Source organism: Pseudomonas sp. SG-MS2 (assembly GCF_009933855.1).
Classification (GTDB): Bacteria; Pseudomonadota; Gammaproteobacteria; order Pseudomonadales; family Pseudomonadaceae; genus Aquipseudomonas; species Aquipseudomonas putida_E.
Genome location: NZ_MOMO01000128.1, coordinates 1 through 12,868, shown reverse-complemented (window position 1 = coordinate 12,868; position 12,868 = coordinate 1). Strand labels below are relative to the sequence as shown.

Annotated in this window: 12 protein-coding genes; 3 read left to right on the top strand and 9 right to left on the bottom strand. The window is 63.0% G+C overall.

Going from position 1 to position 12,868, the window contains the following annotated elements; translation table 11 throughout:
* A partial coding sequence (locus BLX42_RS11085) for a DEAD/DEAH box helicase (protein WP_161871770.1) occupies positions 1-1,669 on the bottom strand: 1,669 nt, incomplete at its 3' end.
* Positions 1,670-1,786: 117 nt separating this feature from the next.
* Here BLX42_RS11085 and BLX42_RS11080 point away from each other — a divergent pair.
* Positions 1,787-2,200: an NUDIX domain-containing protein gene (locus tag BLX42_RS11080; RefSeq protein ID WP_161871769.1), complete on the top strand. Its 414-nt coding sequence runs from the start codon at positions 1,787-1,789 to the stop codon at positions 2,198-2,200.
* Here the strand turns inward: BLX42_RS11080 and metR are convergent.
* The gene (gene metR, locus BLX42_RS11075; protein ID WP_012313012.1) at positions 2,184-3,101 is read right to left on the bottom strand and encodes a transcriptional regulator MetR; all 918 of its coding nucleotides are present in this window, start codon (positions 3,099-3,101) and stop codon (positions 2,184-2,186) included. The genes BLX42_RS11080 and metR overlap by 17 nt on opposite strands.
* Before the next feature lie 196 nt (positions 3,102-3,297).
* Here metR and BLX42_RS11070 point away from each other — a divergent pair, with 196 nt between their 5' ends.
* Complete coding sequence (locus tag BLX42_RS11070; RefSeq protein WP_046787776.1) at positions 3,298-4,293, top strand: alpha/beta fold hydrolase; 996 nt, start codon at positions 3,298-3,300, stop codon at positions 4,291-4,293.
* A 30-nt stretch (positions 4,294-4,323) separates the two neighbouring features.
* On the opposite strand, the gene BLX42_RS11065 is transcribed toward BLX42_RS11070, so the two are convergent.
* From BLX42_RS11065 to BLX42_RS11040, 6 genes are all read right to left on the bottom strand, one after another.
* On the bottom strand, positions 4,324-5,652 hold the full coding sequence (locus tag BLX42_RS11065) for a sigma-54 dependent transcriptional regulator (RefSeq protein ID WP_046787775.1): 1,329 nt from the start codon (positions 5,650-5,652) through the stop codon (positions 4,324-4,326).
* On the bottom strand, positions 5,649-7,553 hold the full coding sequence (locus BLX42_RS11060) for an ATP-binding protein (protein ID WP_161871768.1): 1,905 nt from the start codon (positions 7,551-7,553) through the stop codon (positions 5,649-5,651). Before BLX42_RS11060 ends, BLX42_RS11065 begins: the two co-directional genes overlap by 4 nt.
* Before the next feature lie 69 nt (positions 7,554-7,622).
* Positions 7,623-8,357: an amino acid ABC transporter ATP-binding protein gene (locus BLX42_RS11055; protein ID WP_046787773.1), complete on the bottom strand. Its 735-nt coding sequence runs from the start codon at positions 8,355-8,357 to the stop codon at positions 7,623-7,625.
* Positions 8,354-9,025, bottom strand: a complete 672-nt coding sequence (locus tag BLX42_RS11050) for an amino acid ABC transporter permease (RefSeq protein WP_012313017.1) — start codon at positions 9,023-9,025, stop codon at positions 8,354-8,356. The genes BLX42_RS11055 and BLX42_RS11050 overlap by 4 nt, the downstream gene beginning before the upstream one ends.
* On the bottom strand, positions 9,026-9,772 hold the full coding sequence (locus BLX42_RS11045; protein ID WP_046787772.1) for an amino acid ABC transporter permease: 747 nt from the start codon (positions 9,770-9,772) through the stop codon (positions 9,026-9,028). It abuts the gene before it with no gap.
* A 142-nt stretch (positions 9,773-9,914) separates the two neighbouring features.
* On the bottom strand, positions 9,915-10,832 hold the full coding sequence (locus BLX42_RS11040) for a glutamate/aspartate ABC transporter substrate-binding protein (protein WP_161871767.1): 918 nt from the start codon (positions 10,830-10,832) through the stop codon (positions 9,915-9,917).
* Between the two features lie 303 nt (positions 10,833-11,135).
* On the opposite strand from BLX42_RS11040, the gene BLX42_RS11035 reads away from it, so the two are divergent.
* Complete coding sequence (locus BLX42_RS11035; RefSeq protein ID WP_196914255.1) at positions 11,136-11,471, top strand: hypothetical protein; 336 nt, start codon at positions 11,136-11,138, stop codon at positions 11,469-11,471.
* Between the two features lie 36 nt (positions 11,472-11,507).
* Here BLX42_RS11035 and glpD read toward each other — a convergent pair.
* Positions 11,508-12,868, bottom strand: a 1,361-nt coding sequence (gene glpD, locus BLX42_RS11030) for a glycerol-3-phosphate dehydrogenase (protein WP_161871766.1), incomplete at its 5' end; no start/stop codon positions are given.

Here is a 12,868-nt window from a genome sequence, read left to right as displayed (position 1 = left end):
CTTCGACCCTTACCCGGCCGGGTTCCACCCGCAGGATCCGATAGGACGCATTGCCCAACTGAAAGATGTCGCCAGCAATGCTCTCCACGGCAAAGTCTTCGTTGACGCTGCCGATGTTCAGCGCCTGCGGCTCCAGCAGCACAGCGTAGTCGGCGGTCTCGGGGATGGTGCCGCCGCTGGTGAGCGCGGTCAGCTGGCTACCGCGGCGCCCGCGCAATGTGCCGCTCACCGCGTCGCGGTGCAGGTAGGCGCTGCGAATGCCTTGGCGTCCGTTGTAGCCTTCGGCGAGCATGCTTAGCAGCGCTTGGTAATGCTTGGTGTCCAGCTCGGTGTAGGGCGTTGCCTTGCGCAGGCAGTCGAACAATGCCTGTTCCTGCCACGGCTGGTTGCTGGTTTCGGCGACGATCTGCTGGGCCAGTACGTCCAGTGGCGCATGGGGTATGTGCAACTGCTCGAGCTCGCCCTGTTGCACACAGTCGAGCAGGGCCGTGCACTCGATCAGGTCATCCCGCGAGGTGGCGAACAGGCGCCCTTTGGGGATGCCTTCGACCTGGTGCCCGGAGCGGCCGACCCGCTGCAAGAACGCGGCGATGGAGCCTGGCGAGGCGATCTGGCAAACCAGGTCGACATCACCGATATCGATACCCAGCTCCAGGGAAGCCGTGGCGACCAGCACCTGCAACTGGCCGTTTTTCAGGCGCTGCTCCGCATCCAGGCGCAGCTCCTTGGACAGGCTGCCGTGGTGTGCGGCCACGGCCTCTTTGCCAAGGCGGTCGCTGAGGTGGCGGGTGAGGCGTTCGGCCAGGCGCCGAGTGTTGACGAATACCAACGTGGTGCGGTGTTCGCGGGCCAGAGCTGCCAGGCGATCGTAGACCAGGTTCCACACATCCGTGGCCATGACCGCGCCCAAGGGCACGGGGGGCACTTCAAGGGCAAGGTCGCGCTGGCGGGCGTGGCCGATATCGACGATTGCGCAAGGGCGTTGGTGGCCGGCCAGAAACGCTGCCACGCGCTCCACCGGGCGCTGGGTGGCAGACAACCCGATGCGCCGCAGCCCCCGCCCGGTGAGCGCTTGAAGGCGCTCCAGCGTCAGTGCCAGGTGGGCGCCGCGCTTGTTGCCGGCCAAGGCGTGAATCTCATCGACGATCACCGTGTGCACGCCGCTCAAGCCAGCGCGGCCCGAGGCAGAGCCCATCAGCACGTAGAGCGACTCGGGCGTGGTCACGAGGATGTGCGGGGCCAGTTTGCGCATGGCCGCGCGTTCTTTTTGCGGTGTGTCGCCGGTGCGTACGGCAGTGGTGATGCGCGGCGGCGTCAGCCCCTGGTCTAGCAGTGCCTGGCTGATGCCTTCGAGCGGCGCCTGCAGGTTCAGGCGAATGTCATTGGACAGTGCCTTGAGCGGCGAAATGTACACTACCTGGGTTTGCGCGGGCAGTTCGCCGTCGTGTTCAAGGCCCTCACGGAACAGCTCGTCGAGCACCGCGAGAAAGGCGCTCAAGGTTTTGCCCGAGCCGGTCGGCGCGGCCAGCAGCATCGATTGGCGGGCGTGAATCAACGGCCAGGCGCGGGCCTGGGCGTCGGTGACCGTGGCGAAATGGCGACGGAACCAGGTGCCGATGGCGGGGAGGAACAGCTCAAGCACCGGGTGCTGTTGGGCAGGCAGGTTCATGAGAAGGTTATGGCGGGTCGCTGACGGATTGGCAAGGGACCGTTCGTCTGTGAACCCGGCTTGCCGGCGACAGGGCCCCATGGGATCCTCACAGGCTTTTAAGAGGTGAGCCTGACCATGCCCAACGTTATCCGCATTGCCGCTGCCCTGTTGATCGACCCATTGGATCGAACCCTGCTGGTACGCAAACGCGGTACTCAGGCGTTCATGCAGCCTGGGGGCAAGATCGATGCGGGTGAAACGCCGCTGGATGCACTGGTGCGCGAACTGCATGAGGAATTAGGGTTGCGCATTGACCCTGCTCGGGCCATCCCGCTGGGCCGTTTCAGCGCACCGGCCGCCAACGAGCCCGGCTTTGAGGTGCAGGCCGAGCTGTTCCGGGTCGACAGCGCCGAGGCCGTGGTCCCGGCGGCGGAAATCGAGGAAGTGATCTGGCTGGCCGCTGACCAGGCACCGATGCCTGAGCTGGCGCCGCTGACCCGCGACCTGATACTGCCGCTCTACCGCAAGGCTCTCAGCGTACCGCGCTGACCCCATCGAGCGTGGCGAACGAGGTGTCCTTGGCGGTGAGCAGGAAGTCGCGCATGTAGGGAGCATCGAGCATGTCGGTGCGCACTCCCGCATAGAGTGTGGCGAACAGGCCTTTCTCGCCCAGGCGTTTGCCCTTCACATACCCGCGCGAACTGTACTCATGCAGCGCCCAGTGCGGCATGCCACACACTCCGCGGCCGCTGGCCACCAGTTGCATCATCATCACCGTCAGCTCCGAGGTGCGTACGGCCGCCGGCTCGATGTCGGCCGGTTCCAGGAAGCGGGTGAAGATGTCCAGCCGGTCGCGCTCCACCGGGTAGGTGATCAGCGTCTGGTCGAGCAGGTCCTGGGGCACGATGTAAGGCTTGCTGGCCAGCGGGTGCTGGTTGGCCACGGCGAGCATGGCTTCGTAGGTGAACAGCGGCACGTAAGTGATGCCGGCAAGGTCCAGTGGGTCGGAGGTCACTACCAGGTCCAGATCACCACGGGCGAGGGCGGGCAGTGGCGCGAATGCGAAGCCCGAAGCCAGGTCCAGCTCCACTTCCGGCCAGGCATCACGGAACTGGTCGATGGTGGGCATCAGCCATTGGAAGCAGCTGTGGCATTCGATGGCCATGTGCAGGCGCCCGGCAGTACCCCCGGCCAGGCGGGCGATGTCACGTTCCGCACCACGCAGCAGCGGCAGGGTGGCATCTGCCAGTTGCAGCAAGCGCAGGCCGGCGCTGGTGAAGCGGATAGGTTTGGTCTTGCGTGCGAACAGCGGCAGGCCCAGGCGTTCTTCAAGCTCCTTGAACTGATGCGACAGCGCCGACTGGGTCAGGTGCAGGCGCTCGGCAGCCTCCACCAGGCTATCGGCCTCGCGCAGGGCATGAAGGGTTTTCAGGTGGCGGATCTCCAGCACGGCTGACTCCGAGAGCATAATTTGAGTGAACAGAGAATGAGTTGAGTTTCCCTCATGTTGGTCCCGCTGTCGACTGGACCTTGCGCCGCACCACTGGGCGGGCTTCATCAAACTGTCACGGAACTGTGGCAGCGCGCCCGAACGATTTTCATCAGACTCGCGCTCTACTGGGGATCTGCATTCTGGTGTTTCTTTCATGCGGGCTTTTTTGCTTTTTTTCTTGTTCATTGTGAGCGTGCCGGCGAGCTTCGCCGATCAGCGTTGTGACACTCATGTACCGGTCCAGCGGGCCGAAGCAGGCGATCTGAGCCTGGTTTACCAAAGTGTCGGCGCGCCACGGGACCCGGCTTTGCTGCTGGTCATGGGCCTGGGTGGGCAACTGATCCACTGGCCGGATGATGTGGTCGAGGCCTTGTGTCGACAAGGCTTTCGGGTCATTCGCTATGACAACCGCGATGTTGGCCTGTCGCGCTGGAACCAACAGCCTCCCTCGGCCAATCTCACGGTCGAGCTGTTGCGCTACAAGTTCGGCCTGCCGGTTGCCGCGCCCTATACGCTGACCGACATGGCGGGTGACGGGCTGCGCCTGATGGACACATTGGGGATTGGTCAATTCCATGTTCTGGGTGTCAGCATGGGTGGGATGATCGCCCAGCACATGGCTGCAATGGCGCCGGAGCGGGTGCGCAGCCTGACACTGGTCATGTCCAGCTCTGGCGCTGCCGGCCTGCCGGCGCCAGCCCCAGCGCTGGTGCAACTGCTGGCCCGGCGCAGTGCGCCGAATCGGGAAGTGGCCATCGAGCAGCAGGCCGACCTGCTGGCGGCGTTGGGCAGCCCCCAGGTGCATGATGACCGGGCCGCTTTGGTACAGCAGGCCGCGCAGGCCTATGACCGGGCGTTCAACCCTGAAGGTGCCAAGCGTCAGATCATGGCGATCCTGGCCGAGCCAAGCCGGGTAGCGCTGCTCAACCAGCTGCGCGTACCGACATTGGTGGTGCATGGGACGGCTGACCCTTTGTTGCCGGTGATGCATGGGGTGCACCTGGCGGCGCATATCCGCGGTAGCCAGCTGCGGCTGATCCCGGGGTTGGCACATCGGTTCCAGGAGCCATTCAAGGCACCGTTGCTGGGGGCCGTGCTGCCTTATCTGCAGTCACATCGCGAGGACGTGACACATATTGCCGGGTTATGAAAGTGGCGTAGGCCTTCCTCTCGCAGACGTTCAGCCCAGCCCGTACTTTTTCACTTTGTCGAACAGCGTGGTCTTGGCCATGCCCAGCTCCTGGCTGGCCTGGCTGAGGTTGCCGCCGGTGCGTTGCAGGGCATCGCTGAGCAGATTGCGCTCGAACGCCTCTACCGCTTCGGCAAAGCCCAACCCTTGGCTGGCGCCACCGCTCGGGCCTTTCTTGAACGCTGGCAGGCCCAGGGCATAGCGCTCGGCAACGTTGCGCAGTTCCCGCACATTGCCGGGCCAGTCATGGGCCATCAGGCGCGACAGGGTCTGGCTGTCCAGTGTCGGCATGTCCCGGTCGAAGCGCAGCGCCGACTGCTGCAGGAAGTGTTCGAACAGTTGCAGGATGTCTTCACGGCGCTCGCGCAGTGGCGGCAACTCCAGGGTTACCACGTTGAGGCGGTAGTACAGGTCGCTGCGGAACTGCCCACTCTGGCCGAGCTGGTCGAGGTCGGCCTTGGTTGCGGCGATCACCCGGCAGTCCACCGCAATGCTCTGGTTCGAGCCCAGGCGCTCCAGGGTGCGCTCCTGCAGTACCCGCAGCAGTTTGATCTGCAGGTTGATCGGCATGCTCTCGACTTCATCGAGGAACAAGGTACCGCCATTGGCGTGCTCGATCTTGCCGATACGGCGCTTGCCTGCGCCGGTGAAAGCATTGGCCTCGTGGCCAAAGATTTCGCTCTCGAACAGGTTTTCCGGCAGGCCGCCACAATTGAGCGCCACAAACGGTTGGTTCTGGCGCCGGCTGAAATCGTGCAGGCAACGGGCGACCAGCTCTTTGCCGGTACCGGTCTCGCCTTCGATCAGCACGTTGGCCGAGGTGTCGGCAACGTTGGCGATCAGCTCACGCAATTGCTCCATGGCGGGCGAGCGGCCGATGATGCGGCCTTCCAGGCTACTCTGTTCGGCCAGTTGGCGGCGCAGGGCCAGCACTTCGCGCGATAGCCCGCGCTGTTCGAGCGCGCGGCGCACCACGTCGACCAGGCGTTCCGGCGAAAAGGGCTTCTCCATGAAGTCGTAGGCACCATTGCGCATGGCGCCGACGGCCATGTCGATATCGCCATGGCCGGTGATCAGTACCACCGGCAGGCTGCGGTCGCGCGCCTTGAGGCGGTTGAGCAGTTCCAGGCCGTCGATGCCCGGCAGGCGGATGTCACTGACGACGATGCCGGCGAAGTCATCACCGATCCGTTCCAGCGCCTGTTCGGCGCTACCGACACCCTCGCAGGCGATGTCTTCCAGGGCCAGCGCCTGCTGGCAGCCGAGCAGCACATGCGGGTCGTCTTCAACGATCAGGACGGTAAGAGGCGCTTGGTTCATGGGAGCTCTGCCGATTCATTAGGGGGGGACACCAGCGGCAGGGCGAGAACGAAGGCCGTTCCGCCACTGACAGGGTGCTCGACGTTGAGGCTGCCCTTGGCGGCGGCGGCAAGGCTCGCCGACAGGGTCAGGCCCAGGCCCAGGCCGTGTTCGCCCGGTTTGGTGGTGAAGAAGGGTTCGAACAGGTGCTTGCGCGCCTCGTCATCGATGCCATGGCCATTGTCGCGTACCCGCAGGCGGTACTTGTCGCCTTGCAACTCGCCTTCCAGCCAAAGCTCAGGTGCCGGCTGGGCAGCCATGGCGTCCAGGGCATTGCCGATCAGGTTGACCAGAATCTGCTCCAGGCGGGTCTGGTCAATGGCCAGTTGCAGGTCGTCGAACTGGCTGTGCAGCTTCAGGTGGCAGCCACTGATGCGACTGGCCAGCACCTGCAAGGTGGCCTCCACGGCCTTGGCCAGCGATGCCTGGCCGTGGTCGTCGCCACGCCGGGCGAACGAACGCAGGCTGGCGGTGATGCGGCCCATGCGGTCGATCAGTTCGTTCATGGTGCGCAGGTTGGTACTGGCGGTGTCCAGCGCGCCGCGTTCGAGAAAGCGCACGGTGTTGCCGGACAGTGTCCGCAGCGCCGCCAGCGGCTGGTTGAGCTCGTGGGCGATGCTGGTGGACATCTGCCCGATGGCTGCCAATTTGCCGGCCTGAACCAGTTCGTCCTGGGCGTGGCGCAGGGTCTGCTCGGCGTGACGGCGTTCGCGGATCTGCCCCTTGAGCCTTTCGTTGCTGGCGCGCAGGTCGGCGGTGCGCTCGGCAATGCGCCGCTCCAGCTGGCTGTTGGCTTCTTCGAGCGCTTCGCGTGCAGCCAGGCGAGTGGCGATCACCTTGCGCCGCTCGTTCCAGGCGATACCCAGGATCGCCAGCAGGGCGAACGCCACGCCTACCAGAATGCCTTGCACCATCGACTCGCGGCGCAGGTCCTGCAGGGGAGTGAGCAGGGTGAAATGCCAAGGGGTATCCACCAGGCGCCGGGTTTGCGCCAGGTAGGCCACCTCCTGCGCTTTGCCGTGGGCGGTTTCACTGTTGGCCGGGAAGGTCAGCTTCTCTACGCCATCGGCCAGCGTTTCACGGGCCAGCGGCTGCAGTTCGTTCAGCGGCCACCAGTAATATTGCAGGCTGCGCGCCAGGCGCTCCTTGATCTGCGGGGTCATGGGGCGCACCGACTTCAGGCGCCGCGCCGGGTCGCTGGAGAGGATGATGATGCCGTTTTCGTCGCTGACGAACGCTTCCAGGCGGGCGCGTTGCCAGCGTTCTTCCAAGGTGTCCAGGCGCACCTTGATCACCGCCACGCCGATGATCTTGCCGTGTTCTTCCAGGCCATGGGCCAGGTAATAGCCGGCCTCGCCGGTGGTGCTGCCAATGCCGTAGAAACGGCCCGGCTCGCCGCGCACGGCGGTCTGGAAATAGGCGCGGAAGGACAGGTCTTCACCGAGGAACGAGTCGGCATCGCGCCAGTTGCTGGTGGCCTGTACCCGGCCATTGGTATCGAGCACGAAGATAGCCCGGCTGCGGCTGCGGCGGTTGAGGCCTTCGAGGTATTCGTTGACGGCCTGGCGTGAGCCGCCGTCTGGGTCGGTGAGCAGGTGCGAGACGCTGTCTTCCAGCTCCAGCAGGCTCGGCAGGTAGGTGTACTTGCTGATTTCGCTCTCGACCGTACGCGCGTGCAACTCCAGCTGGCGCTCGCCGTTTTCACTCAGGGCGCGTATGCCATTGCTTTCGCTGATCAGGTAGCCAGCCAGGCCCAGCCCGACCATCAGCAGGATGATCAGGGGCGGCAGCAGTAATTGGCGGATCAGGCGGGATTTCACGGCAGGCTTGGCAGGGAGAAGTAGCGAGGGGTCGCATTTCATCACAGTGGCCTTGTCACGACCAGCATCCGCTGCCCGGTGGGGCCCGGGGCAGCAGATACTGTGGCCGGCTTAGTGTTGCAGGATCTTGCTGAGGAAGTGCTGGGTGCGTTGGTCGCGGATACCCTGGTCACCGAAGAACTCTTCCTTGGTGCAGTCTTCGATGATGCAGCCCTTGTCCATGAAGATGACCCGGTTGGCGACCTTGCGGGCAAAGCCCATCTCGTGGGTCACGCACATCATGGTCATGCCTTCGTTGGCCAGCTGCACCATCACATCCAGCACCTCGCTGACCATTTCCGGGTCCAGCGCCGAGGTCGGCTCGTCGAACAGCATGACGATCGGGTCCATGGCCAGGGCGCGGGCGATCGCCACACGTTGCTGCTGGCCACCAGAGAGCTGGCCGGGGTGCTTCTTGGCATGGGCGCTGAGGCCGACCCGTTCGAGCAGGGCCAGGCCCTTCTTGGTGGCCTCCGCTTCGCTGCGGCCCAGTACCTTGCGCTGGGCGATGGTCAGGTTCTCGGTGATGGTCAGGTGCGGGAACAGCTCGAAGTGCTGGAACACCATGCCGACCCGCGAGCGCAATTTGGGCAGGTTGGTCTTGGGGTCGGCAATCGAGGTGCCATCGACCACGATGTCGCCCTTCTGGAACGGCTCCAGGGCGTTGACGCACTTGATCAGCGTGGATTTACCAGAGCCCGAAGGGCCGCACACCACCACCACTTCACCTTTCTTGACCTCGGTGCTGCAGTCGGTCAGTACCTGGAAGTCGCCGTACCACTTGTTGACGTTCTTGATGGAAATCATACGGTGATCCTTTTTTGCAGGCGCTTGACCAGCCACGAAGCGGAGAAGCTGATGAGGAAGTAGACGACCCCGGCGAAGATCAGGAACTCATGGGAGCGCCCGATGATGTCGCCGTTGGAACGTGCCGAGTTGAGGAAGTCCACCAGGCCCACGGTGTAGACCAGCGAGGTGTCCTGGAACAGGATGATGCTCTGCTGCAGCAGCAGCGGGGTCATCTTGCGGAAGGCCTGGGGCAGGATGATCAGGCGCATGGTCTGGGCGTAGTTCATGCCCAGTGCCTGTGCCGCGCCCATCTGGCCTTTGGAGATCGACTGCACGCCGGCGCGAACGATTTCGCAGAAGTACGCGGCCTCGAACATCATGAAGGCGACCACGCAGGAGGTGAAGGCACCCACCGGGGTGTCCTCGCCGGTGATCCAGCGCAGCACGAACGGCACCGCCAGATAGAACCAGGTGATCACCAGCAGCAGCGGGATCGAGCGGAAGTAGTTGACGTAGGCACCGGCGATGTTCGAAAGCAGCTTGTTCGAAGACAAGCGCATCAATGCCAGGAGGGTGCCCAGCACGATGCCGCCGATCACGCCCATGACCATCAGCTTGAGGGTCATGACCATACCTTCCCAGAGGGCAGGCAGGGCCGGGATGATTTCGCTGAAATCCATTTCCATTTACTTGCCCCCCACGGAAATCAGGCCAGGCACGGCGACTTTCTTCTCGACCAGACGCATGAGCAGCATCAGGCCCATGTTCAGGGTGAAGTAGATCAGCGTAGCCAGGGTGAACGCCTCGAACAGGTTGGCGGAAAACTCAGCGGTCTGCTTGGTCTGTGCCAGCAGCTCCATCAGGCCGATCAGCGAGGCTACCGAAGAGTTCTTGAACACGTTGAGGAACTCGGAGGTGAGCGGCGGAATGATGATCCGGTACGCTTGAGGCAACAGCACGTTGTTGTAGATCTGCGGCAGGCTGAAGCCCATGGCGCGGGCGGCAGCTTCCTGACCGCGCGGCAGTGCCTGGATGCCGGTGCGTACCTGTTCGCAGACGCGGGCAGCGGTGAACAGGCCCAGGCAGATGACCACGCTGATCAATGCCGAGGTGGTCGGGTTGAGGTCCTGCTTGAACCATACCTGCAGGCCCTCAGGCAGCAGGTCTGGCACCAGGAAGTACCAGATGAACAGTTGCACCAGCAGCGGCACGTTGCGGAACAGCTCCACGTAGGCGGTTGCGATACCCGATACCAGGCGGTTCGGCACGGTACGCATGACGCCAAGGAGCGAGCCCAGCAGCAGCGCGATGATCCAGGCGGAAATGGCGATGGCGATGGTCCAGCCCAGGCCGGTGATGTACCAGTCCAGATAGGTTTCGCTGCCCACGCCGGTGGACTTGAAGAACACGCCCCAGTCCCAGTTGTAATTCATCGGGATTTCCCCTCAGACGGTTGTTTCACGGGCACCTTCGAGCATCCGGGGGCGCTTGGCGCCCTCGGATGAAAGGTTAGACACTAATGAGTGGCTTGCAGCGTTGATTCGTGCGCTTGCGCACCAGGCCACTAACTGAGGATCAGGATTTCTTCTCGTCTGCGGCCTTGTCGGTCGGCTCGGCGATCAGCTTTTTCAGTTCGTCGCTCATCGGGAACTGAAGGTTCAGGCCTTTTGGCGGAATCGGCTGCTGGAACCACTTGTCGTAGCTCTTGTTGACTTCGCCCGACTTGAAATAGCCCACGATGGCATCGTCGACGGCTTTCTTGAAGGTATCGTCACCCTTGCGCATCATGCAGCCATAGATCTCGTAAGACTGTGGCGTTCCGGTGATGACCCAGTCCGCGGGCTTGCGCGCTTTGGCCATTTCACCGGCCAGCAGGGCGTCGTCCATCATGAAGGCCACGGCACGGTTGCTTTCAAGCATGTTGAAGGCTTCACCGTGGTCCTTGGCGGAAATCACGTTCATCTTCATCTGCTTGTCGGCGTTCATCGCCTTGAGGATGCGCTCGGAGGTGGTGCCGGCGGTGGTCACCACGTTCTTGCCGGCCAGATCCGCGAAGTCTTTATAGGACGGCTGACCATCCTTGACCTTGGTCAGCAGGCGCGTGCCGACTTCGAAGATACCCACCGAGAAGGCGACCTGCTGCTGGCGCTCGACGTTGTTGGTGGTGGAGCCGCATTCCAGGTCGACGGTGCCGTTCTGCACCAGCGGGATACGGGTTTGCGAAGTGACCAGGTTGTAACGGACCTTGATGTCAGTACCCAGTTGCTTCTTCAGGGCTTCGACCACTGCCAGCTGGATGTCATGGGAGTAACCCACGGGTTGCGGCTTGCCAGCCAGGTAGGAAAACGGAATGGAGGAGTCGCGGTGCCCCAGGGTGATGGTGCCCGACTCCTTGATCTTCTTCAGGGTGCCGGTCAGCTCTTCGGCCATGGCGGGCGAAGCGATGACTGCAGCCGCGATGGCGGCCCCCAGCAATTGACGAACGATACGCATCAAATTTTCCTCGACGTGTTTGTTTTTTTTATGGAGCCGTTGGCGGACTCTTTCGTTCAACGCATGCAGCATGAAGCGTTGTGCATTCGGCTTCCAAGTGTAGAGCATGACTCGTGCCAAGCTCTCACAATGATCATAACCCCGCGAAAAGCCTGGGCATGAACCCTATATGAAGGTTTTTGCGCAAAGCTACGTGGTCGGAACGCCGAATGAATGCCTCTATTGCGTTCGGCAATCCGAACGGTGGGCACCTCGCAGAGTCCGTGGCGTCAGCTTTAAATAACACCCCTGCATGAAAAGCACATGTTGAGCTTGCTGCCTCTTTATCAGGAGCTCACGCGCACACGGATCATGCGGGCGGGCAATACCGTCATCGCCGGTGAAAACATCGACGTGTTGAGCAATGCACTGGCGCAACGAGAGTTTTGGCAAGGGTTTGTGCGCAATCTCAATCCCGAGCGCTTCGAAGCCCTGGCCGCGCCGTATCATGAACAGCTGGAAGCCTATGAGCGTCAGGCTGGCGAGTCGGGTGAGCAGCAGTACCTTGAGCACGCTGCGGCATTGATGGAAGCGCTCAATAGCGAGGAACGGGCCCTTTACCTGGCATTGGCAAAAGAGGCGTATGGGCGGGAAGCCTGAGCGTAGGGCGACCGCCATGCGGTCGCCCTACAAGATTCAGGCGGCGTTGCTGCGTGCGTTGCCCTGTGCCAGGTAGTCAGCCAGTGCGCGCTGTTCACTCTCGCTGGTGAACAGGCCCAGCTTGGTCCTGCGCCAGAGAATATCCTGACTGCTGACGGCCCATTCGGTTTGGCGCAGGTAATCGACTTCACGGGTGAAGAGGCCACCCCCAATCGCTTGGCCCAGATCCTGCGGGCCGCTCACACCTTCCAGCAGTTGCCAGGTGCGGCTGCCGTAGGTTACCGCCCAGCGCTTGGCGATGTCCGGCGCGAGCCATTGATGGCGCGCAAGCAGGTCGTCGACCAGTGCCTGAGGTGTACTCATGTCTTCACCACCTGGCAGTGTGGCGCTGGCTGTCCAGCTTTTGCCCATTTGGGTGAAGAACGGCTTGAGTTCTGCCATGGCCGATTCTGCAAGCTTGCGGTATGTGGTCAGCTTGCCGCCAAACACGGACAGCAACGGCGCCTCGCCTTGGGTCGTGGACAGCGCGAGGGTGTAGTCACGCGTGACTGCGGACGGGTTGTCCGATTCGTCGTTGCACAGCGGCCGCACGCCAGAGTAGGTGTGCAGGATATCGCTGGGGCTCAACTGATGATTGAAGTGTGCGTTGACCACTTTGAGCAGATAGTCGGTTTCCTGCCCGGTGATCGCCACCTTGGCCGGATCGCCGCTGTATTCGCGATCGGTGGTGCCGATCAGGGTGAAGCGGTCCAGGTAGGGGATGCAGAAGACAATGCGTTGGTCCTCGTTCTGCAGGATGTAGGCGTGATCCCCCTCGTACAGGCGCGGCACGATGAGGTGGCTGCCCTGGATCAAGCGTATGCCGTACGGTGCATCGAGTTTGAGGTCATCCTTGATGAACCGGGCGACCCACGGACCGGCGGCGTTGACCAAGGCACGCGCGCGAATCGTCTGCAGGCTGCCGTCGGCATGCTGCAGCTCTACCTGCCACAGGCCATCGACGCGTTCTGCGCGCAGGCAGCGGGTGCGGGTATGAATGTGCGCACCTTGCTCGCGTGCAGCCATGGCATTGAGTACCACCAGGCGGGCGTCGTCTACTGCGCAGTCTGCATATTCGAAACCGCGGGTGATGGCCGGCTTGAGCGGGTAGCCCGGGCCAAAGCGCAGGCTGCGCGAGGCGCCCAGGCGCTTGCGCTTGCCCAGGTGATCGTAGAGGAACAGGCCGGCACGGATCATCCAGGCCGGGCGCAGGTGCGGGCGGTGCGGCAACACGAAGCGCATTGGTTTGACGATGTGCGGTGCCTTGGCCAATAGCACTTCGCGCTCGGCCAGGGCCTCGCGGACCAGGCGGAATTCATAGTGTTCCAGGTAGCGCAGGCCGCCATGGATCAGCTTGC

What these genes read in the sequence shown, in the direction of transcription:
- BLX42_RS11080 (WP_161871769.1), top strand. Translation starts at nt 1,787, where the DNA reads ATGCCCAACGTTATCCGCATTGCCGCTGCCCTGTTGATCGACCCATTG.
- BLX42_RS11040 (WP_161871767.1), bottom strand. Translation starts at nt 10,832, where the DNA reads ATGCGTATCGTTCGTCAATTGCTGGGGGCCGCCATCGCGGCTGCAGTC.
- BLX42_RS11060 (WP_161871768.1), bottom strand. Translation starts at nt 7,553, where the DNA reads ATGAAATGCGACCCCTCGCTACTTCTCCCTGCCAAGCCTGCCGTGAAA.
- BLX42_RS11055 (WP_046787773.1), bottom strand. Translation starts at nt 8,357, where the DNA reads ATGATTTCCATCAAGAACGTCAACAAGTGGTACGGCGACTTCCAGGTA.
- BLX42_RS11045 (WP_046787772.1), bottom strand. Translation starts at nt 9,772, where the DNA reads ATGAATTACAACTGGGACTGGGGCGTGTTCTTCAAGTCCACCGGCGTG.
- BLX42_RS11065 (WP_046787775.1), bottom strand. Translation starts at nt 5,652, where the DNA reads ATGAACCAAGCGCCTCTTACCGTCCTGATCGTTGAAGACGACCCGCAT.
- BLX42_RS11070 (WP_046787776.1), top strand. Translation starts at nt 3,298, where the DNA reads ATGCGGGCTTTTTTGCTTTTTTTCTTGTTCATTGTGAGCGTGCCGGCG.
- BLX42_RS11035 (WP_196914255.1), top strand. Translation starts at nt 11,136, where the DNA reads ATGTTGAGCTTGCTGCCTCTTTATCAGGAGCTCACGCGCACACGGATC.
- BLX42_RS11050 (WP_012313017.1), bottom strand. Translation starts at nt 9,025, where the DNA reads ATGGAAATGGATTTCAGCGAAATCATCCCGGCCCTGCCTGCCCTCTGG.